This window comes from Cohnella phaseoli, assembly GCF_003386235.1.
Classification (GTDB): Bacteria; Bacillota; Bacilli; order Paenibacillales; family Paenibacillaceae; genus Cohnella; species Cohnella phaseoli.
In genome coordinates, this window is the sequence record NZ_QRDZ01000029.1 from 33,846 (window position 1) to 54,500 (window position 20,655).

18 protein-coding genes and 1 pseudogene are annotated in these 20,655 nt (G+C 54.5%); 8 read left to right on the forward strand and 11 right to left on the reverse strand.

Annotated features, from left to right (window positions below):
* Positions 1-60 precede the first annotated feature (60 nt).
* Both DFP98_RS28595 and DFP98_RS28600 read right to left on the reverse strand, forming a co-directional pair.
* Positions 61-1,347 (reverse strand): stalk domain-containing protein, encoded by a 1,287-nt coding sequence (locus tag DFP98_RS28595; RefSeq protein ID WP_116064062.1) that lies wholly within the window; start codon positions 1,345-1,347, stop codon positions 61-63.
* A gap of 18 nt (positions 1,348-1,365) precedes the next feature.
* A complete protein-coding gene (locus DFP98_RS28600; protein ID WP_116064063.1) occupies positions 1,366-1,896 on the reverse strand; it encodes a hypothetical protein in 531 nt (176 codons plus the stop codon).
* Between the two features lie 255 nt (positions 1,897-2,151).
* On the opposite strand from DFP98_RS28600, the gene DFP98_RS28605 reads away from it, so the two are divergent.
* On the forward strand, positions 2,152-3,747 hold the full coding sequence (locus tag DFP98_RS28605; protein ID WP_181917998.1) for an AraC family transcriptional regulator: 1,596 nt from the start codon (positions 2,152-2,154) through the stop codon (positions 3,745-3,747).
* On the opposite strand, the gene DFP98_RS28610 is transcribed toward DFP98_RS28605, so the two are convergent.
* From DFP98_RS28610 to DFP98_RS28630, 6 genes and pseudogenes are all read right to left on the reverse strand, one after another.
* Positions 3,710-4,432, reverse strand: a complete 723-nt coding sequence (locus DFP98_RS28610; protein ID WP_116064065.1) for a metallophosphoesterase family protein — start codon at positions 4,430-4,432, stop codon at positions 3,710-3,712. The genes DFP98_RS28605 and DFP98_RS28610 overlap by 38 nt on opposite strands.
* Positions 4,429-4,725 (reverse strand): GNAT family N-acetyltransferase, encoded by a 297-nt coding sequence (locus tag DFP98_RS28615; RefSeq protein WP_116064066.1) that lies wholly within the window; start codon positions 4,723-4,725, stop codon positions 4,429-4,431. Before DFP98_RS28615 ends, DFP98_RS28610 begins: the two co-directional genes overlap by 4 nt.
* Positions 4,726-4,812: 87 nt before the next feature.
* Positions 4,813-5,937, reverse strand: coding sequence for a phosphotransferase (locus DFP98_RS39885; RefSeq protein WP_342772517.1), 1,125 nt, complete (start codon positions 5,935-5,937; stop codon positions 4,813-4,815).
* Positions 5,917-6,717, reverse strand: a pseudogene (locus DFP98_RS39890) (VanW family protein); the annotation flags it as partial. The pseudogene DFP98_RS39890 and the gene DFP98_RS39885, both read right to left, overlap by 21 nt.
* Positions 6,714-7,268, reverse strand: coding sequence for a GNAT family N-acetyltransferase (locus DFP98_RS28625; protein ID WP_116064068.1), 555 nt, complete (start codon positions 7,266-7,268; stop codon positions 6,714-6,716). The gene DFP98_RS28625 and the pseudogene DFP98_RS39890, both read right to left, overlap by 4 nt.
* Positions 7,269-7,270: 2 nt before the next feature.
* Positions 7,271-7,903 (reverse strand): HD domain-containing protein, encoded by a 633-nt coding sequence (locus DFP98_RS28630; RefSeq protein WP_116064069.1) that lies wholly within the window; start codon positions 7,901-7,903, stop codon positions 7,271-7,273.
* Positions 7,904-8,087: 184 nt separating this feature from the next.
* On the opposite strand from DFP98_RS28630, the gene DFP98_RS28635 reads away from it, so the two are divergent.
* Positions 8,088-8,762 (forward strand): response regulator transcription factor, encoded by a 675-nt coding sequence (locus DFP98_RS28635; protein WP_116064142.1) that lies wholly within the window; start codon positions 8,088-8,090, stop codon positions 8,760-8,762.
* Positions 8,759-9,934 (forward strand): HAMP domain-containing sensor histidine kinase, encoded by a 1,176-nt coding sequence (locus tag DFP98_RS28640; RefSeq protein WP_246016819.1) that lies wholly within the window; start codon positions 8,759-8,761, stop codon positions 9,932-9,934. Before DFP98_RS28635 ends, DFP98_RS28640 begins: the two co-directional genes overlap by 4 nt.
* A 38-nt stretch (positions 9,935-9,972) precedes the next feature.
* Here the strand turns inward: DFP98_RS28640 and DFP98_RS28645 are convergent, their stop codons facing one another.
* On the reverse strand, positions 9,973-10,266 hold the full coding sequence (locus DFP98_RS28645; protein ID WP_116064070.1) for a hypothetical protein: 294 nt from the start codon (positions 10,264-10,266) through the stop codon (positions 9,973-9,975).
* A 156-nt stretch (positions 10,267-10,422) separates the two neighbouring features.
* On the opposite strand from DFP98_RS28645, the gene DFP98_RS28650 reads away from it, so the two are divergent.
* The 3 genes from DFP98_RS28650 (at position 10,423) to DFP98_RS28660 (ending at position 17,222) form a co-directional block, all read left to right on the forward strand.
* Positions 10,423-14,247 carry a response regulator gene (locus tag DFP98_RS28650; protein ID WP_116064071.1) on the forward strand — a complete coding sequence of 1,275 codons (3,825 nt, stop codon included), beginning with the start codon at positions 10,423-10,425 and terminating at the stop codon, positions 14,245-14,247.
* 91 nt (positions 14,248-14,338) lie between these two features.
* A complete protein-coding gene (locus tag DFP98_RS28655; protein ID WP_342772515.1) occupies positions 14,339-15,070 on the forward strand; it encodes a response regulator transcription factor in 732 nt (243 codons plus the stop codon).
* A gap of 247 nt (positions 15,071-15,317) precedes the next feature.
* Positions 15,318-17,222 (forward strand): EAL domain-containing protein, encoded by a 1,905-nt coding sequence (locus tag DFP98_RS28660; RefSeq protein WP_116064072.1) that lies wholly within the window; start codon positions 15,318-15,320, stop codon positions 17,220-17,222.
* Between the two features lie 90 nt (positions 17,223-17,312).
* Here the strand turns inward: DFP98_RS28660 and hisC are convergent, their stop codons facing one another.
* On the reverse strand, positions 17,313-18,371 hold the full coding sequence (hisC, locus tag DFP98_RS28665; RefSeq protein WP_116064145.1) for a histidinol-phosphate transaminase: 1,059 nt from the start codon (positions 18,369-18,371) through the stop codon (positions 17,313-17,315).
* Positions 18,372-18,539: 168 nt separating this feature from the next.
* Here hisC and DFP98_RS28670 point away from each other — a divergent pair, with 168 nt between their 5' ends.
* Together DFP98_RS28670 and DFP98_RS28675 are read left to right on the forward strand one after the other, a co-directional pair.
* Complete coding sequence (locus DFP98_RS28670; protein WP_116064073.1) at positions 18,540-19,295, forward strand: DUF2087 domain-containing protein; 756 nt, start codon at positions 18,540-18,542, stop codon at positions 19,293-19,295.
* A gap of 18 nt (positions 19,296-19,313) precedes the next feature.
* Positions 19,314-19,679, forward strand: a complete 366-nt coding sequence (locus DFP98_RS28675) for a GIY-YIG nuclease family protein (RefSeq protein WP_116064074.1) — start codon at positions 19,314-19,316, stop codon at positions 19,677-19,679.
* Here the strand turns inward: DFP98_RS28675 and DFP98_RS28680 are convergent.
* A complete protein-coding gene (locus DFP98_RS28680) occupies positions 19,672-20,631 on the reverse strand; it encodes a hypothetical protein (protein ID WP_116064075.1) in 960 nt (319 codons plus the stop codon). The two genes, DFP98_RS28675 and DFP98_RS28680, sit on opposite strands and share 8 nt — an antisense overlap.
* Positions 20,632-20,655 lie beyond the last annotated feature (24 nt).

Below are 20,655 nucleotides of genomic sequence, written 5' to 3' on the forward strand. Positions count from 1 at the left end.
CGCCGAAGAACGAGCGCATTCGCGTCTCGTTCCCCGGCGATCCATAGGGTGGATCAAGCTTTATTCCAGATTGAAGTAGAAGTACAGATCGTCCAGCATTTTTTGCGCTGCGAGCGGTCCGCCGGACAAGTTCCAGTTGACGGCGTTCACTTTGTAATACTTTTTGTTTTTGACCGCCTTCAAGTTTTTCCAGAGCGGGTTATCGATCCATTCCTTCTGCAGCTTGTAGACGGCTCCGTCTCCATCCCAGTCCACGGTGAAGTCGAAAATGTAATCGGCGTCCAGCAGCGGAGTTTGCTCCTTCGTTGCCAGGTTCATAATGTCTTGCGTCAAATCCGTCTGGGTTTTCGGGAATTTGAAGCCGAGGTCCAGCAGGATGTTCGGTGCAAAGCCTTCTACGTAGAAGCGGGCTGTGCCGTTCGGGTTCGTGCGGATAACCGACACTTCGGTCTGGGACAATTTGGCGCCCATTTTCTTCTTGAATTCGGCTACGCGTTTGTTCCAGTTGGCCAAGTAAGCGTCGGCCTGCGGCTGCTTGTTCAGTATATCCGCCGCAAACTTAAGGTTCGTCTGCCAGCTAAATACGTCTTCTGTATGTACGGTAGGCGCGATTTTGTTCAGTTGATCGTTGATTTTCTCGTGTCTCATTTTCGAAGCGATGATGAGATCCGGCTTCAGGGCGGCGATGCCTTCAAGGTTCGGCTGCGTCTCGTCGCCAAGGTCTTTGACCCCAATCAGGCTAGGGCGCAAGTATTCGTAAAAAGGCTGCTGCAAGTACGATTCGACCGCGCCTACCGGCTTCACGCCCAGCAGAACGCTCGTATCGACCATACCGTTGAACAAAATGACGACGCGCTGCGGAACGCCGTTTAGCTTCGTTTCGCCAAGAGCGTGCTTAACCGTTTTCGTCCGGTTCAGGCTTACCGTCTTAGTCGAGCCGTTCCACGACACCCAGATGCCGAATGCATCGCCGATTGCGCGAGCCGGAACGAGCACGGCTTTGTCCTTCGAGACCGGTGCGCCTTCCAGTTTAACGGCTTTGCCGTTAATCGTCGCATTGACTGTGCCCGTAGTGAAGGCGAGCGATTTGCCGTTCAGGGTAATCGTCGTCTTCTTCGCTTCCGTCTTCACTGTCGCTTTCAGTTGCGAAGCGAGCGTAGCGTAAGGAACATAGATTTTGCCGCCGATCAGTTGCGGCTGAGCTCCAGAGAAGGAAACTTTCTTGCCGTCCAGGTTAAGCGTAACGCTCTGCACCGGCGCAGCCGAGGCAGCCGTAAACGGAAGAAGACCAATAATCAGGGCCAGCGACAAAGCAAAGCCCAACAAACGTTTGTTCATGCGAATCATAATGCAAACTCACCTTTCCTACGGGTAGATTTCCGAATCTTCGGCTTCGGTGGCCGTGTCTTCGTTCAAGAGACTGCCTTCCGCTTTTTCTTTAAGATCGCGGATCGTCTGGTAGAGGCTGTACGAAATATCGACGAGTTGATCCCGGTTCTTCGCGTCGCTGGATTGCTCCAGCAATAAGACCAGATTCTCGCGAACCGCAACGGCGCGTTGGCCGTCCAGCTTCGCCGCCTCCTCTTCGAACGCCTTCCAAGTGCCGGCAAGATCCTGCGCCGCTTGCTGGGCGGCGGCCGTATCGTCCGACTCGATCGCTTGCTTGTACGTCTTGACGAGGTCGTTCATCTTCGCCAAGCCATCTGCTGCGTCCGCTGCTGGCAGCGGCGTTATCGCCTCGTATAAATCTCCGCCCCCGGAAGAGGACTCGGATGTCGGAATCGCGGTCTCACCGTTTTCCTTCGCGCTGCCGCCGGACGATGCGCACCCGACAGCCAATCCTGCGAAGGCGATCGCAAGAACAACCGCGCATAACAGTCGATACTTTCGTGCCAAACGCTAACCTCCGTCTCCGATTGATAATGATTTTCAATATCATTTTATAGAGTGAGCGTCTGTATTTGTATACACGAATTTGTCATTTTAACATGGACAAAATTTCCGAAGCTTGGAGGGTAACGATTGATTGCCATCGCTCGTCTTGGTAGAATGTAAATGATAACGATTCTCAAGTGTGCAAGCACTTGTTGATCTACCGTTCTGCTTATTTTTCGTTCTCTCTCATTCGTCGCTATGAAAGGAGTCCCTCTCATGAAGCGTATCGTCGATTTCGTTCAGGCTTATCCGCTCTCCTTGAAAACGCATGAGCTTGCCCTACGCGCCAGACGAAGAACGGTTAAGCTCGGGCATAGCTCCATCCTCTACATCCATAACGGAGCCGGAAATCTGCGCACCGCAGATGGCGCGGAGTTCCGGCTTGAGCCCGGCGCTTGCTTATCGTTCGGAGGCTCCGTCGCTTTCGACTGGAGCAACGACGACGAACTGCCTTTGCGACTGACCCTGCTGCAATACCGCACGATGAGAATCGCGGGAGACTACTCCGGCCTGCATGCCCGCTGGCAAGAGGCGGACGACTCACCGATTACGGACCGGCTCCCGCCTCCGTTGGCCGCTCAGGTCGGCAAATTGCTGGAGAACGGCAAGCTCGCTCCCGGGCACGAATCGCGTTTGCAGGTTCTGATGGCGGAGCTGACGATGCTGCTCCGCGAAGCCGAATCGCTTCCCTCTTCCCCGTCCGAGGATCAGGGAATGCTTCGCAAGACGATGGCGTATATGAGAACGAATTATATGAAGCCGCTGCCCATCGCGTCGCTAGCCGGAATGAGCGGACTGACGCCCAGCTCGTTCAGCCGCGGCTTTAAGCAGCTTGCCGGCAAAACTCCCGGCGCGTTCTTGACGCAGCTAAGAATTGATCGCGCCAAGTCGCTGATGCTTGAGCCGGATATGAACTTTAAGCAAATCGCCGGCATTGTCGGCTTTCAGGACGAGCTCTATTTCAGCAGGGTGTTCAAAAAACAGGAGGGCGTATCCCCAACGATCTATATCAAACGCAACCAGCAGCGCGTTGCGATTGTCAGCGGCTTGAATTTGCAGGATCAGATGCTCGCTCTCGGCATTCGTCCGATTGCCGCTCCCGGCTTTCCGAACTTCTACGGCACCGCTTCCGGCTTTCCCGTCTACTTGGATAAACAACTGTCGCTGACAATGCCGATTAACGCCGAGCGAACGATTGCCGCCGAAGAGGTCACCGGCCTCTCCCCCGACTTGATTTTAAAAGCCGATTTCATTCGCAACGAGAACGACGCGCAATGGCAAAGCGCCGCCAACCTGGTGCGTCTGAAGGAGCGGGATAGCTGGGAAAGCTATTTACGGGATATCGCGCAGCAATTAAATAAAGAACGGGAACTGCAGCGAATTGAACGACAGGTCAAAAAAGCCGAGCGCGCCGGAGCACGCGCGCTGTCTACCTTCTCGCGGCAGGGCACTTGGACGATTGTCCGTCTGCTGCCTGGGGATTGCCGCGTCTACGGTCGAACCGGGCATGCGTTCACGGATCTGTTTTACCGAGATTTGCATTTTCAGCCCGACGCCGGGCTTGACTATCGTTCCTATAAGAGTTGTTCGCTGGAGGAATTGGCGGCGATGAACCCGGAACGGCTGCTTATTATCTGGAGCGATCCGGAGACGGTGGCTGCTTTCGCCTCGCAGCCGTTATGGAAGGAGCTGCAGGCGGCGCGGGAACAGCGCGTCTATTACCCGAACAGCAAACAATGGGACCCTTGGGGTCCCATTGGCCGACAATATATGATTAAAGAGATGACGGACTATTTTTTGTCGCGTGCGTAGTGTACGCGCCTTCCTCGTAGATGAGGCAGTTGAGCTGCGCTCCGTAAGCGCAGCCCCCGTCGATCGCGATCTTGCCTTCGTGGAACCACACCTCGGAGACTCCGTGTATTTCCGCAGCCCGCGTATGTCCGAACACGACGGTTCGGTCAACCTTCGTTTTCGCACGGTAGAAGTCTTTCTTGATATACATAAAATCGCGTGCCGGCTGGTCCTTCCAATTCGGGTAAGCGGGATTCAGCCCCGCATGCACGCAAATATGCCGATCGTCCTCATAGTAGAGCGGAAGCTTGCCAAGAAAATCGATATGATGCCCGTAATTATGTTCGATATAAGCGACCGCTTCGCGAAGAATATCCTCGTTCATCTTCTCCCGGCCCCGCTCCCAATAGCTGTTGATGGTCATCTTGCCGCCGTGCTCCATAAACTTCGAACGCACGTACGGATCGTTGGTACGAATCAGGTCGACCAGCCTCTGATCGTGATTCCCCCTAAGAGCGATCGCCCCATACTGCTCAACCAGCTCCATTACCTTCGCGACGACATCCTTGCTCTTCGGGCCTCTATCCACATAATCGCCCAACAGAACGAGTCGGTCCCGTCCCGGCACGAAACGAACTTCCTCCAACAATCGTTCGAACGGCTCCAGACAACCGTGAATGTCGCTAATCATCAGCATCCTCGTCATAGGGTTACCTGCCCTTCGACTGCTCCCGAGCCTCTGCTCGAAGGGGGAACGATGACAGTGCCGATCCAGCAATCTTCTCCAACGTTTATCTCGTACAGGTTGCCGTAGCCGATCACGGATTCGGAATCGGTAATGACAGTCAAGGAGCTTCGATCTGCAGCGGCCAAGCGAAGCTGCTCCGCAGTCAATGGATAAGTCGATTTCGGATACATGTAGAAGGCCTCGTCCTCGTTTTGCGGAAAAGATGCAATCACCGGGAAATCCGCGTCTGTGGCGTCACGGTACTGGAACATAGCGGCCTCTCCCTTCTATTAACGTTATTAACTTCCACACTATAACATTCTGCGCGTATCTTCTTTTTTCCTTTTTCAATATTCAGCCTAATATAGCGCTTCAACTGCGGTAGCCAGCCATTCGCTCTCTTCGTTAAGCTTGCGTAAGTTGCTCGATGCCGAAGTCGTCTGTTCTTTCAGCACGGCAATGCCGTCCACTCCGTCGAAATACCGATTCAGAAAATGGAGAAATACATCGAGCGTCCGAAGCCGGATCAAGTGGGGGATCGCTTCCGCTTCTTCAGGGCTCAGCCGTACCCGGCTGCCTGCGCCGCGAAGAAACGCATGAATCATCTCCCGACCATTGTCCGCATCAAGGAAGCCGGATACGACAACGGCGATCTCCATCGCCCGAAGATCCCGAGTGCAGAACTCGAAGTCGAGGATCGAGCCGATTCGATCGGTATTGTCCGGCGCCGTGAGGCAGTTGGAGAAATTGATATCCCCGTGGATCAGTTGATGAGGAAGCGTGCGAAAACGCGGCAAAAAGGCGCGAAAAGCGTTCAGCTCCTCGCCGATGAATCTCAGCGCTTTCGCCTCCTCCGCGAACTCCACTGGCGCTTCCTCGCAGAACCTCGCCACCTTGTCCGGCGTACACCAAGGATACGACGACTCCATCTCGTAATAGGGCGCGTAAGCCGCCGCTTCCGTCAAATTCAGCTTCCCCAGGGCGTAAATAAGCTCTGCGGTCGCTTCTCCCAAGCTTTGCGCAGCGGCCGCGTTTCCCTCTGCCGGACGTTCTCCTTCGAGGTAAGCGAATAGACAAGCCAGCCGCTCCGTCCCGTCCTCCAGCCGAACGATCGTATTCCTATCGCTGCAGGCTGCAGGCCTCGGCACGCGGAACGAAAGATTAACCTCATTAAGTTTCTCCAGCAGCCGATGCTCAAAACGGACTTTATCTTCATCTTTATGCGTTTCGTATATTCTCAGCACCCACCTGCGCCCGTCTGCGCGCACAAAGCGAGTCGTATTGTTCCAGCCCGAATGACCCTGCTCGATCTCCCAGCACCCGCTGGGGAAAAACCGCTGTAAAATGAAATCGAATGGCACCGTCTTTCCTACTTTCCTGCTTTTCATCGGTCCGTCCAGCCGGATCGTATGCCTGCCCCTCAGTTTCTCTCCCACTTCGCCCGCTTCGCCCGAAGGCTCTTGAAGCAGCGGCGAGTACATCATCAGCGCGTGGTTTTCGGCGATTTCTTCGGCTAGCAGCCATTCCCCGTCCGCCGTATAGACATCGCGGTAAAGCTCGTTGTGCCGAACATAACCGCCCCAGGGCTCTTGCGTCATGCGATGATTCCGCTCCCGCACCTCGTAGCGGTAACGCTCGGGCTGCTCTGCATGCCATGCCCCGTACAAATATTCGTCGTCCATACTCAAGCGCAGCTGATAGATCGAAGATGTGCGATTCTTAATCCGTAAATCCAAATAATTATAAGAGCAGGTGGCGCCGCTCCCGAATGGCTGAGTCCGCCGCGCATCGGGAAATACGTCATAGCTGTGCCGATGCCTCTCGGTCACGGTCAGCCCGGTATGCAGCGTCATCCAGTAGATGAGATTGGACAGCTGGCACAAGCCGCCCGCCAGGCCTTTCCTCACCTCGCCGCAGAACAGCACCATACCGTTTACGTAGCCCTTACGCCGCGTCGGCTTGCCGAGCAACCGCCAGTAGCTCAGCGTTTCTCCAGGATGCAATAAAATCCCGTCCAGCCGCGGCAGCGCCGCTTGCAGATTAACAATCTTGTTGCGCTGCAGCTGCATGTCCGAATCGCCAAGCTTGCGCAGGAGCGGGGTTCGATGCTTCGCGACGATGCTCGGTAACGGATCCGCGGTTCTCCTCTTGGCGAATTTGACTCCTCCGAACATCCATTCCCCATAGCGCCGCGTTACATAGTACCATTTGCCGACTTTCAGCCGCAGCGCCGAACGCGCAATCGGGCGAAGCTCCGGACTCACGGCGCGTCCTTCCCTTTTTTCCAGTCGGATTTCAGCAGCCCCATCTGAATGACGTCGAAGTAGCGGCCGTTCTTGTACTGACGCTCGCGCAAGCGCCCCTCCTGCACGAATCCGCAGCTTGCGTAACAGCGGATGGCCCGCTCGTTAAAGTCGTACACCTCTAGCTCCAGACGATTCAGATTCAGCTCGCGGAACGCAAAGTCGACCAGCAGGCGCATCGCCTCCGTGCCGAAGCCGTGCCCCATATGCTCCGTCGACCCGATGACGATGCCGATTTTGCCGACGCGGTTTTTCCAATCGATCGCATCCAAATTCACCTGTCCGATGTAGGCTTCCGTCGCGAGATCGGCGATGACGAACCCTCTTCCGTCCGACTTGCCCTCCAGCATCGCTTCCAGATAAGCTTCCGTCGCTTCCTGCGCATGCGGATACAGAAAAATATCGGACAGATGGAGGACGATAGCCGGATCGTTCACCCATTGCCGAATCCAAGGCAAATCGTCTCTTCGATATTCTCTTAGCATCACGTTCGTTCCCGGCAATCGCGGCATTGTCAGCCCTCCCCTTCCTTGGGATCGTCCAGGAGAATGCCCTGATCGATCGACTTTTGCAAAATTTCCTTCGTAAACGCCCATAATGTCTCCGATACCTGCTTAACCGGGTCCAGCCGCTTCAACACCTGCGAGCGTACGATGCCGTTTTTGCGCCAGCTCACGCCGCCGGTGTAATGGTTGTGAATAATCGGCTGCAGGCGATCAAGCGCCGAAGCGTACTTCGCCTCGGCCGTCTCGCCGTCCTCGAATTCGCGCCACAGAGTTATCCATTCCTCGCGCTGATCGTCCGGCAGCAGACCGAACAGTCTGGCCGCCGCGGCATTTTCCCGCTCCTCCTTGTCCTCATAGCCTTGGGTGTCGTAAGCGAACGTATCGCCCGCATCGATTTCCACGAGGTCGTGCAGCAGCAGCATGCGAACGACGCGATGCAAATCCAGCGACGGATCGTTGGCGTGCTCCAGCATCAGCATCGACCACAGGGCCACATGCCAGCTATGCTCGGCCGAATTTTCGAGGCGGCTCTTATCGATTAAGTAGGTTTTGCGAAGCACCGATTTCAGCTTGTCGATTTCCACCAGAAAAGCGAGCTGAGCGCTCAGCCGGTCGTTGCCGATCCATACATCCTTCGTCATGTCTTTCCCTCCGATTTCTATTGCCCCATTGTACCATGGACGCGGGCGCGCTTCCTATCCCGGAGTTCATATTCCGTTCATATTCGCAGCGCACAATAGAAGAATGGATTTCCGGCTTTATAAAGCGGATAATGTAAAAATAATGCGATTCCGGTACGATAACCGACTGAAAGGAGCTATGACGATGACCCGAATACTAATTGTCGACGACGATCCGCACATTCGCGAATTGGTTGAAGTGTTCCTCGTTCAGGAGGGCTTTGAGGTAGTAGAAGCAAACGACGGCATACATGCGCTTGAGCTGCTTGAGTCTGTCAAGGTCGATCTGGCCGTTCTGGACATAATGATGCCGCGCATGGACGGCTGGGAGCTGTGCAAGGAGCTGCGCGAGCATTACGATATGCCGCTGCTGATGCTTACCGCCAAAGGAGAGACGATGCAGAAGGTCAAAGGATTCCAGCTCGGAACGGACGATTACATGGTCAAGCCGTTCGAGCCTGTCGAGCTGGTCGCGCGAATCAAAGCGCTGCTTAAGCGATACCGGATCTCGATCTCGCAGAACGTGACGGTTGGAGCCGTAACGTTGAATAAGCAAACCTATACGGTGCAAGTAGGCGATCAGTCGCTTTCCCTTCCTCTGAAGGAGTTCGAGCTGCTGTTCAAGTTGGCCAGCTATGCAGGCAAAACCTTCTCCAGGGAGCAGTTGATCGAGCAAATATGGGGATTCGATTACGAGGGGGACGAACGTACGGTAGACGTCCACATTAAGCGGTTGCGGGAGAAATTTCCGGACGATCGGTGCGCCTTTCGGATCGCCACGATCCGCGGCTTGGGCTATCGGCTTGAGGTGTCTTCATGACCCCGCGCGGCCGGCCGCGGAGCTTCTCGGAACATAAGGAACGCAGGCGCGGACGACCCTTTAACGTGTTCCGGGACAACCTGGAGCACAGACAGCGGATGAGAGAGCTGGGGAAGGATTTCCGGCCCTCCCGCAAATGGGTCTTTCTCTTCTTCGCGCTGATGCATCTCGGACTGGCAGCCTGTTGGCTGCTCGCGCATCTCGTGCTGGACGCCGTCTACGCCAAATGGTTTTCACAGTACGAGGATACGCTGCTGCGACAGTATTTTACTTTTCTGCTGACCATGACCTTCCTGTTTCTAGGAATGAGCATTTTACGTATCTTCGTTGCTCCCATGCGACGTCAGATGGAATGGTTTATGCAGATGCTCAGCGCCATGAAGCAGCTGTCCAAGGGCAACTTCAACGTAAATCTGGACGCCAACCCGCGATTTATGGGACAATTCGGCCCGCTTATTCAAGGCTTCAACGAGATGGCTACCCAATTGAACCATATGGAGCAGCTTCGCCAGGAGTTCATTTCCAACGTCTCGCACGAGATGCAGTCTCCGCTTACGTCGATTGCCGGATTTGCCCGCGCGCTGCAGCGCGACGACCTGGCTCCCGAGACGCGCAAGCATTATCAGAACATTATTGAAATCGAGAGCAAGCGGCTATCCCGTATGAGCGACAATTTACTCAAGCTGACATCGCTCGAGTCCCGTCAACATCCGTTCGAGAAAAAGAGTTATCGGCTGGACCGACAGCTTCGCCATCTCATTCTCAGTTGCGAGCCCCAGTGGCAGCAAAAAAACGTCGAGATGGACGTCGACTTGCCGGAATGCACGATTACCGCGGATGAGGATCTGATGAGCCAGGTATGGGTTAATCTGCTGCACAACGGCATCAAGTTCGCGCCCGAGAACGGCACGATCGGCGTCAGTATAACGAAAATCAACGATCGGGTTCGCGTACTGATTACCGACGACGGGCCGGGCGTATCCGAAGAGGCTCTCCCCTATATTTTCGAGCGATTTTACAAGGAGGACAAAGCGCGTTCGCGCTCGGGAGGAGGCAGCGGTCTCGGGTTGTCGATCGTCAAAAAAATTGTAGACATGCATGAAGGAGAAACGTTCGCCTACAATCGCTCCCCGTCCGGCGCCGCCTTCATAGTCGACCTCCCCGCTTCCTGATCTCGATCATTGCACGGGCACACACAGGCTTTCGGCGTCTATTGCGTCGGAAGCCTGTGCAGCATATACCGAAGAAACAAGGCCTGAAGCTCGCGCGATGTATGCGTTCTTGTCTTGCCCATTATACAATCGAGCCGGGCCCTTAGTTGCTGGGGCTCTGTTTTCGTATACAGAACGATCTCCTCGTCCGACAATCCGTACAAAAGACACAGCTTTAACGTTGTCGTCTCACAAGCCGTAAAGCCGTACCGATCGCCGAATTCCTCGCACAATCGGACGGTTCGGGCGTCATCCGTCGTTACGACCTCCCAATTCGTCATCATGGTTGCCACGATACCGAATCTCCTCTCGGTGTTGCAAGTTGGGTCTGTCGAAATCGATCTCTATTAGATATGATAGAAGAAGTGTATTAGAAGATTTATACAGGATGTATTTGTTTTGTATGAAAATGTCTAATATTTTGCCAAAAGTTGTTTGGGGGGTTCGACATGTTCCGCTCTCTTCGCTTCAAAATCGCCGTCATTCTTATTGCGCTCAATACGCTCGCGTTTATCGCAATGAACTTCATCAATTACGAAACCTCCAACAAACAAATGAACGATCAGCTCGAGCGTCACCGGCTGGCTAGCTTAAGCGGAACCGTAACGAGCCTGCGCGCGATGCTCTCTCTGCGAATGAAGGAAGCGCAGCTGCTCAGCCGCTCGATTCCGATGCGCTACCGCACCACCGGAGAACGTCTTGCCTATCTCAGCGCCTCCGTAGCCAAAACCGATCTCCCGGCCAGACATATCGGCATCGCCTCGTTGGCCGGTAATATGACCTTAACGACGGGAGAAATTATTCAAATCGCAGATTTTCCCTCCTTCAACGAAGCGCTGGAAGGCAAAAGCTCCATGGCGGAGATGATGCTGGACTCGACGGGCTACCCCGTGCTCTGGCATATGGTTCCGTTCTACGATCCGGAAGCCCGGCTGATCGGCGTCATCGGCTTTGCGCTGGATGCGCCCCTCTTGTTCTCCCGGCATCTGAACGTGCAGTCCGACAATTTTAAAGACAGCTCGACTATTCTAATCGATAATCGCACGAACCTGCTGCATTCTACCGACATCTCTCTTATCCTGAAGCGCAACTTCAGCGAGGAGGAGCCGGCTATCGCCGCATTCGTGAAGCAGCTGCAGGGCAGCGAGCAAGGCTATGGCGAGTCGATGGTGTTCGGACGCGTACTGAAGCTGTTTTACATAAAAGTGCCGGACACGCAGTGGTATGCGGTCTACTCGGTGTCGAAGAGCGAGTTCGAAGCGCCGCTGCGGCGTTCACTATGGCTGAACGCCGCTCTGATAGCCGTCACGCAAATTTTTCTGGGACTGTTCCTATACATCGTAATGAATCGTTCGGTTCTAAGCCGACTGAAACAGGTCGTAGCCGTGACGCAAAAAGTGGCGGCAGGAAATTTCTACCCCCGCCCGGTGACCCTTAAGAGCGAAGACGAAATGGGCATGCTGGCCAGTTCCGTTAACGGCATGATCGATAACCTGCAGGAGCTGTTCGAGCCCTATCAAGCTTTCATCCGGCACAATCAATATGCTATGATCGTAACGGATTCCCATTTTGTCATTACCTCTTTTAACCAGCGCGCGGAGGAGATGCTGGGCTACGGCGAACGGGAAGTGATCGGAAGAAAAGCGCTGCTGGTCTGGCACGATCAGCAACAGCTGTATGAACGCGCGACCTATTATTCGAACAAGCTGCAGACTCATGTGAATCCGGACGAATCCGTGCTGTTCCTGATGCCGAGCAAGGGCTTCTTGCCGGACTGGGAATGGATATGGATTAACCGCGACGGCGAACGCATGCTCGTATCGTTGAACACGAGCATTATCCGCCATCCGAACGGAGCCGCCAAAGGTTATGTTCTCATTGCCAGAGATATTAGCGAGATCAAACAAGCGGTCGCGACGAATACAAGGCTCTTCGAAATTACCGACAGCGCGCACGATATGATCGCATCCTTCGACGTGCGCGGTCAAATCTTCTATTTGAATAAAGCCGGTCTCGCCTTTCTCGATATCGCGGAGTTAAGCGAGGATAACAATGGTCTTAATCGGTATATGACCATCTCGATGACGGTTCGGTTTGCGGAAGGCTTGTCGGAGGCCCGGACCTACGGATATTGGCAGGGAGAAATCGACTTTACAACCGCAAGCGGCTCTATTCTGACCACCTCTATTACCGTCGTGGCCCACCAAGCCGATAACGAGAAAGAAATCTACTATTCGGCGATCGCACGGGACATTTCACAACAGAAGGAAATTCAGCAACAGTTGCTGGGCGCCAAGGAAGAAGCCGACCGGGCCAACGAAGCGAAGAGCTCCTTCCTTGCGCGGATGAGCCACGAGATTCGCACGCCTCTTAACGGCATTATCGGTTTGACCCATCTGCTTCAGCGTTTGGAGCATACCGATTTGCAGGCGAACTACTTAAAGCAGATTGCGGTCTCTTCCGATAACCTCCTTAGACTGCTTAACGACATTTTAGACTTCTCGAAGCTGGAGGCGGATAAGCTGACTCTCGAGAACGTGCCTTTTGAGCTCGAAGATTTGCTGCATAAGCTGAGCGGGCTGTTTTCCGTGCTAATCGGGCCGAAGCCGGTCGATATCATTATTCGCGCGAACCCGAGCATTCCCGACGGGCTGATCGGGGACCCTACCCGGCTAAAGCAGATCTTGCTTAATTTGGGCAGCAATGCGATCAAGTTTACGAACAGCGGCTTGATTGAGCTTTCCGTCTCCCTCCTCGAACTCGACGATCGGAAAGCAAAGCTTAAATTCTCCGTGAAAGATACCGGCATCGGCATGACGGAGGATCAGCGCGAACGCTTGTTCAAGCCTTTCATGCAAGCCGATGAGAAAACAAGCCGCAAATACGGAGGAACCGGACTCGGTCTGGCGATCTCCCACACGCTTGTCGAGCGGATGGGCGGAACGTTCTCCGTCGCAAGCGAGTATCAGGTCGGGAGCGAATTCGGCTTCGAGCTGACGTTTCCTGTCAATCCGGAGCAGCCAACTGCGATGAAGCCGCAATTTCCGGGATTGAAAGTGATCGTTCTTGAGGATCACGACCAAGTCGCCGAGCATTGGCGCGTGCTGCTCACTTCATTCGGATGCGAGACGGTCGCTTTGTCTTCTTGGCGGCAGGCTCTGCTGCTGCTGCAGGAATCTCGCTGGGATGCGATCGTCATCGACATGGAGTGCGGCGACATGCATGGAGAAGAGACGTGGATGGAATGGAAAGATACGCTTAACGCAGCCGGAGTAAAGGCGATCGCATCGACAACGCTTTCCGGGCGCGACGCCCTCTACCAGCTTGCCGACGTCTACCGTCCCGAAGTCGTGCTGGTCAAGCCATGCTCCGCTGTGCCGATTCGCCAAGCGCTTCAAGTGATAACGAACGCCTCGCGAATGCCGTCTATGAGCGTTTTCCCTCCTCCGAGCTTTGACGACGGTAAACTTGGGAAGACCGCCGCGGCTGCGGAAACGCGCTCGCGCATCTGGGTTGTCGACGATCAGGAAATCAACCGCATCGTCGTAAACCAGCTGCTGAACTCGCAAGGCTATGGTACTTTATTGCTGGAAAGCGGAGCAGAGGCGGTTGCGCTCATCGAATCGGGACAGACTCAAGCCGATCTGATTTTAATGGATTTGCACATGCCGGACATGGACGGGATCGAGGCTACGGCTCGCATCCGACAGCTTCGCGGTGAAGAGAGTCTTCCGATTATCGCGGTCACGGCAGACGTAACGCCCGAGATGCATGTCCGCTGCCGCGAAGCAGGCATGAACGATATTGTGACCAAGCCGATCGAGCCCGTCCTTCTCTATTCCGTTATTGCCAAATGGCTGCCCGGCGCGCCCGTGTCCTTCTCAGAGTCGGCCAACATCGCTTCGATCGCCGGTGCGGAATCATGGCCCAATGCGCCCGATTTGGAAGCAGGCGTAGCCCTGCAGCGAGTCGGCGGCAAGGAGCAACTATACATGAGACTGCTGGATAAATTTATCGCGCAATATTCCGATTTTCACGCCCAGCTCGATCGGCTGCGCGAGGACGGCAAGACGAACGACGCGATCCGCCTTGCGCATTCGCTGAGCGGTTCGGCCGGGCATCTCGGAGCTTTGGCCATTCAGGAAGCGGCTGCGGGTTTGGAGCGTTCGCTGCGCAGCGACGAACAGGTCGCGGAGGCGGAGCGGCAGCTCCATCGTTCGCTTGAGACCGGCTTGGAGACGATAAATCGCCTGCTTGAACAAAAAAGGAGTTAGACGAACGACAAACCTCGTTATATAATAAGTAGGCGAGGCAAATGTTAGCAAAATATGAATATTCCTAACATTTCATTTAAAAGGGTGTGACATGACGTTGACGAGAGTGCTTGTAATTGAAGATGATCCTATCATCGGAGAGATGCTCACCCTCTACCTCACCGAAGAAAATTTCGACGTTCAGCGCGTTGAAACCGCACGAGACGGCAAGCACGCGCTCGACACCTTTAAACCGGATATTTTGCTGCTCGATCTGATGCTTCCCGACGCGAGCGGAACAGAGCTTTGCGCCGAATTCAGACATCTGACCGCTGTGCCGATCATCGTCATTTCCATGAAGCCGTCCGTTACCGTGCGGATTCAGGCGATCAGCTACGGAGCGGACGACTTTCTCGTCAAGCCGTTCAGCATGCAAGAGCTCAAGGTGCGTATGGAAGCCGTGTTAAGGCGAACGATGAACTTAATCCCCGGCGGCGTCAAAGCTCCCGCTTCACTGCCGCAGCACGATTCGCACCATGCCCCGCCCTCCTCTAGCGGCGGCTTGACTCTGGATTTGGAGCGGCGCACGATCGTGCTCGACGGCGAGCATATCGAGACGACGTTCTCCGAATACGAAATTATGAAGCTCTTCTATCAGCATCCGAACCGCGTTTTCAGCCGTGAAGAATTGATTAACGCCGTTCGTGGTATCGATTCCTTCATTAACGACAGGGCCATTGACGTTCATGTCACGAACCTGAGACGCAAACTGGAGAAAAACCCTAAAGAACCGCAATTTATTAAAACGGTCTGGGGCGTCGGTTACAAATTCATGAATCCATGAACTTATCGACTACATAACGAAATGAGAAGAACTTCCTTATTCCGCTTACCGGCGCGAACAGGAAGTTCTTTTCATTTGTTAACGACACACATTTTTTCCTAACACTTTCCTTAATACTTTTCCCGTAATCCCCTTAACGCTTAACAGTCAAACTGTAGAGGGGGTTTCTGAAGCTCGCGGTCCCCCACCTTTCCGATATGACCGACAACTGCGAATGCCGTTTATGCTTGGGGAGTGAGAACTGTTAATGAATTGGCTTAGCCTAATCGATCTCATGCAGCATATGGCTGTCGTCATCTTATTTCTCGTCATTGGTTATCGCCTGGTTCCTGCCGGAATTTACCGGAGAATCGCTCTTAGAAACGGAATATACGGTTTGTTGTTCGGAGCCGCCGGCATATCGACAATGCTGTTTCCGCTGCATGAACAAGCCGGCACGCTTGCTCCGATGTATTTCATTGTCGCCGGACTGGCTGCTTGGCTTGGAGGTCCGTTGTCCGCACTCGTATCCGATGCCGGAATGATCGGCGTGCGGATCGTTATTGGCGGGGCGGGTTTGGAGACCGGAATTGCGACCATTCTGCTCGCCACTGCCATCGGGCTCGCCTTTTGGCGATACCGTCCGCAGGATCGCAATCGCCGCCTTTACTTTATACATCCCGTGCTGTTTGGCGTCCTCGTCTCTATCATGGGCTTTGGAGTAGCCGCCGTCATTTTGCCCGAAGAGGTGCGCTCAAGCTGGTTGCAGCGCTACACGCCCAGCATGTTTCTTCTATTTCCCGTCTTCTCCGTCCTCGTCCATTACTTCATCAGCTCGGAATGGACAAGAAAGCGGCGCAACGGAATCGAAGATATGAATAAGGTGATGTCGCCCAAGCTCTTTCGAGAGCAACTGAGCGGCTGGATTCAAGCGCGTACGCCTTTTTGCCTGGCCCTGCTCGATATCGACGGAGAGACCGTGCAGCGCTTGAACCGCGAGCTGTCCAGAACCCATCTGCGCCATCAGGTCGTTCAGCGCCTGCAGATCTGGCTGTCGAGTCACTCTGCGGCGTGCTGGCTTGAAGGCGAGCAACTGTTGATTGCGATGACCGGTTCCCCCACCCGGAAGCTGCCCTACGTACCGCCGGGAACGTGGGACGAATTGCAAACCTTGTTATCGTCGCCTTATTGGATTAATAAGAGGCTATATCACTTGACTCCCCGTATCGCGGTGACGACGTGTGCCGAGGAGGACATTGCCGTAGACGAGCTGCTTCAGCGAATCTACGCGGCGCTGCAGCATGCCACAGCTTCGGGTCTTCAGCAAGCCGTACACGATCACGATTGGTTGACCTTGCAGATTCGTCGCCGCACGATGATCGAAGTCCATATCCGTACCGCGCTGCAGCATAAGCAATTGTATTTGCTGTATCAGCCTCAGTACGAGGTTCGCTCGGGGAGATTGCGCGGCTTTGAAGCGCTGCTTCGTTGGCAGCATCCGGAGCTGGGGAGCGTTGAACCGGAAGAGTTCATCCCGATCGCCGACCAGACGGGAGCGCTGCTTCCGATCGGCGCATGGGTGATCCGCCAAGCTTGCATGACAGTTGCGCAAGCAATCCCTGCGCCCTCCTCCATGACGATCTCCGTGAACCTGTCGGCTTCGCAGCTGCTGGACCCGGAGCTAGCCGCAATCGTCGAGCAGGCGCTCGCCGATACTGGAATAGAGCCGCATCGGCTGGAATTCGAAATCGCGGAGCAAGCGCTTTCCGGGCTTCTCGAGCAAGCCGAGCTGCCGATGAAGCGCCTTCAGGCTTTGGGCGTCAGGCTGACGATTGACGATTACAAGATGGAAGCGGACACGCTAATCCATTGGCGTAAGCTGCCTATTCAGTCCGTCAAAATCGACAACACTCTGCTGCAGGAAAAGCTAGCTTCCTCCAATGAAGAGCTGAGCGATTCCTTGTTCGAAGCGATCAAGCAGCTGCAATGCGATATCGTCGCCATGAGGCTGGAGACTTACGAGCAGCTCGCCTTCTACAAGAAAAACGATTGTCAGTTCGCCCAGGGCAACCTGCTGGGACGACCGATGGACAGCGACCGGCTCCAAGCTCTGGTCGTCGCCGCTCAGTCTGTCGACGCTTCGTCCGAGGCAGAGCCCTTCTCCCATTCGTAGGTTTAACATTACAGGGGCTGTCCCTTAAGCAACTCTGCTTACGGGACAGCCCCTGTTCCTGTAAGCAATAGATAAATCAGTTCCCGCCTTTTAAACGGAGATGTCCCGCAGCACGTCCAACAAAGCGTCCATTTCTTCGTCTGTGCCGATGCTTACGCGTAAATACCGGTCGATCCTCGGCTTGTTGAAATACCGCACCAGAATTCCCCGTTCCTTCAACAGCGCAAACAGCTCGCGAGCTTCCTTCTGCGGATGCGTAACAAAGACGAAATTCGCCAACGAATCGATAACCTCGAAGCCGAGCTCCCGCAGCGCCGCGGTCGTTCTGTCCCTTGTCGCTACGACTTTCCGGTTCGTCTCCTCGAAATAGTCCCGATCCTCGATTGCGGCGACCGCTCCCGCCAATGCCAGCCTGTCCAACGTATAGGAGTTAAACGAGTTTTTGATCCGGTTCAGCCCTTCGATCAGGTCGGGGTGACCTAGCGCCATGCCTACTCGCAATCCCGCCAGCGATCTTGACTTCGACAGCGTTTGAACAACGAGCAAATTCGGATATTCGGCAATGAGGGGCGCAACCGATTCTCCGCCGAAGTCAATGTAAGCTTCATCGACAATGACGACTTGTTCTTTGTTTGCTTCGAGAATTTCTTTAATGCCATTAACAAGTAAAAAACGTGCGGTCGGCGCGTTCGGATTCGGCAAAATAACGCCTCCGTTCTCTACCGCATACGTCTTCGGATCGATTCTGAATTGTTCATCTGTCGGTACCGTCTCATAAGGAATGCCATACAGCTGCGCATAGACCGGGTAAAATGAATAGGTAATGTCCGGGAATAGAATCTTGCGATTGGCCGAGAAGAAGGCCGGAAAAGCAAACGCCAAAATTTCGTCCGAGCCGTTGCCGACGAACACTTGCTCCTTCGCAAAACCGTAATAGGCTGCAATCGTCTCGCGCAAAGCATCGCAGGACGGATCGGGATACAGACGCAAGTCCGCTCCGGCCGCTTCTCGGATCGCTTCCAACGCTTTCGGGGACGGAGGGTACGGGTTCTCGTTCGTGTTCAGCTTGATGTATGTCCGATCCTTCGGCTGCTCCCCGGGCACATAAGGCTCCAAGGATGTCGTTAATTCGCTCCAGTATGTACTCAATGTCAGAACCTCCACTGTTTTTCTCCTGATTATACCTTCGGCCGCTATCCGGGTCTATATCCGCGTCTTCCGTCCGCTCCGGCCCCAGCCCATCTTCATTGACTGAAGGCAAACATTGTTGTATATTGTCTATTATAAATACAGACATTATTGGGATGTGTTTGCTAAATGAGCATTACGGATGTTTTCTGGAGCAGCTCTGTGGAAGAGCTGAAGCAAGGCTATGTACGCGAGGGAGAATATTTTACCTGCCTGCTGTGCGGCATACGGACCGAGCTTGGCGTTATCTATCCGGATGACGGCGGCTATTACGATGCGGAGAAAGCGATGCGGCGTCATATCGGCAAGGACCACGGCTCGGTATTCGACTGTTTGATTGACCTGGACAAGAAGCTTACAGGGTTGACCGACCACCAGAACAGCCTGCTGCGTCTGTTCTATCAAGGCAAATCGGACGACGAGGTCCGCACGGAGCTGGGAATCGGCAGCGCTTCTACGATTCGCAATCATCGATTCGTACTGAAGGAGAAGGAACGTCAGGCGAAGGTATATCTGGCTCTGATGGAGCTGTTGAAGGAAAAGGACCGCCATGCCCCTGACATTGTCAATGTCCACAAAACCGCGCGCATGGTCGACGAACGCTATCATATTACGGCGGACGAAGCGGCGGGCGTGCTCGATGCCTATTTTCCCGATGGCCGCGACGGCAAGCTGAGCAAGTTCTCTATTAAAGAGAAGCACAAGGTGATCGTCCTGACCGAGCTGGCCAAGCGGTTCGAGAACGGTCGGGTTTACTCGGAGAAAGAAGTGAACGAAATTTTGCTGACGGCTTACGAGGATTACGCCGTCCTCAGAAGGTACTTGATCGAATACGGATTTATGGATCGCGAGCTGGACGGCAGCGCCTACTGGCTCAAAGTTTAAAGAATGGAGCGAACTGCAATGAACAAATTAAGCAAAGAAGAACGCGCCCGGCTGTTGGAGCAATATAAAGAAATTAAGATCGAAGCCGGGGTCTACCAAATTCGCAATAAAATCAACGGCAAAGTGCTGGTCGACACAACCCCGAACCTGAAGTCCCTGAACGGAAGAGCCGGCAGCTTAAGCCTTGGCACTTATCCGAACAAGGAGCTCCAGCGGGAATGGACCGAATACGGCGCGGACGCCTTCGCCATGGAAGTGCTGGAAGTACTGGAGCCGAGCGACAATCCGTTCGTGAATATCAAGGACGAATTAAAGCAGCTCGAGACCAAATGGATCGAGCGGCTTCAACCGTTCGGCGACAAGGGCTACCATAAGCTCAAATAGGCGACAAATAACGGCCGCCGGAGATGCCGCTCTTCTCGAAGCGATCGCCCGAAGAACTTAGAATGCTCAGATTTTCTCCTTCCGCTCCCATCCATTGCACGCCGAGAACAATGCCGTCGTCGGCGCTTCGAGCGGCGAAGAGGAAGCGGAACATATCCGGAGAGATCTCTCCTCCGTCATCGACCCGCCAAGCAGAATTATCGTTATAGGTCGCCGGATAGTCCATAAAGACGAGTCGTTCTCCCTCCTGCCATACGAGGCTGGCCAGCATGTTCTCGCCCTGACGCTCAAACTGAACGACGTAGATTCGTTGACCGTCCTGGGCGTGAGCGAGCAGCCAGCCTTGTTCGATTGCCCGTTCCTTCTCTTCCGCGATTTTCTTGGCGATATCGTCGGGCAGCGCGCGATCGGCAGCCGGCTTGAGCGGAATGAGCGCATCGATGTCGAACTGCTCCGGGGATACGAGAATGTAGCTCTCGTTCGGCGTCGCCTTCCCCTCTTCTATCGCATAGATATCTCCAGCCATATTGTCAAAGTTGTACATGGACTGACGGCCGTTATCCTGCTCCGATCTGTCTTGGTGATTCGCATAACGGATGCTAAGCACTTGACCGCCCCCTTCACCGATAGCCAGCTTGTAGCCTTTCAGATCGCTCTTCTCAGCCGCTCCCGGTTCCATTTCGTCGGTCAGCGCCATCAGCTTTGTTCCCTGTTCGTCGGCAAAACCGAACAGCGCGTTCAGCCCCTCCATATTCAGCATCGCTTTCGACGGCTCAGGCGTCTCCGAAGCGCTTGGCGTCGCGGAAGGCGATTCCGTCTCCGCCACGGAGGCTGGCGGCGACTCCTGATTAACGGCGCTTGGGCTGGCCTGAGGCGAGCCGGAATCGTTGTTTCCCCCCGAGCAACCGGCAACGGTCAATGCCAGCAATGCAATTAACGCTCTCAGCTTCAAAGGTAACTCCCCCTTTATATTTTA

Excerpts from the sequence above, each read along its gene's own strand:
- DFP98_RS28595 (WP_116064062.1), bottom strand. The coding sequence starts at position 1,347 with ATGATTCGCATGAACAAACGTTTGTTGGGCTTTGCTTTGTCGCTGGCC.
- DFP98_RS28605 (WP_181917998.1), top strand. The coding sequence starts at position 2,152 with ATGAAGCGTATCGTCGATTTCGTTCAGGCTTATCCGCTCTCCTTGAAA.
- DFP98_RS28610 (WP_116064065.1), bottom strand. The coding sequence starts at position 4,432 with ATGACGAGGATGCTGATGATTAGCGACATTCACGGTTGTCTGGAGCCG.
- DFP98_RS28615 (WP_116064066.1), bottom strand. The coding sequence starts at position 4,725 with ATGTTCCAGTACCGTGACGCCACAGACGCGGATTTCCCGGTGATTGCA.
- DFP98_RS39885 (WP_342772517.1), bottom strand. The coding sequence starts at position 5,937 with ATGATGTACTCGCCGCTGCTTCAAGAGCCTTCGGGCGAAGCGGGCGAA.
- DFP98_RS28625 (WP_116064068.1), bottom strand. The coding sequence starts at position 7,268 with ATGCCGCGATTGCCGGGAACGAACGTGATGCTAAGAGAATATCGAAGA.
- DFP98_RS28630 (WP_116064069.1), bottom strand. The coding sequence starts at position 7,903 with ATGACGAAGGATGTATGGATCGGCAACGACCGGCTGAGCGCTCAGCTC.
- DFP98_RS28635 (WP_116064142.1), top strand. The coding sequence starts at position 8,088 with ATGACCCGAATACTAATTGTCGACGACGATCCGCACATTCGCGAATTG.
- DFP98_RS28640 (WP_246016819.1), top strand. The coding sequence starts at position 8,759 with ATGACCCCGCGCGGCCGGCCGCGGAGCTTCTCGGAACATAAGGAACGC.
- DFP98_RS28650 (WP_116064071.1), top strand. The coding sequence starts at position 10,423 with ATGTTCCGCTCTCTTCGCTTCAAAATCGCCGTCATTCTTATTGCGCTC.
- DFP98_RS28655 (WP_342772515.1), top strand. The coding sequence starts at position 14,339 with ATGACGTTGACGAGAGTGCTTGTAATTGAAGATGATCCTATCATCGGA.
- DFP98_RS28660 (WP_116064072.1), top strand. The coding sequence starts at position 15,318 with ATGAATTGGCTTAGCCTAATCGATCTCATGCAGCATATGGCTGTCGTC.
- DFP98_RS28670 (WP_116064073.1), top strand. The coding sequence starts at position 18,540 with ATGAGCATTACGGATGTTTTCTGGAGCAGCTCTGTGGAAGAGCTGAAG.
- DFP98_RS28675 (WP_116064074.1), top strand. The coding sequence starts at position 19,314 with ATGAACAAATTAAGCAAAGAAGAACGCGCCCGGCTGTTGGAGCAATAT.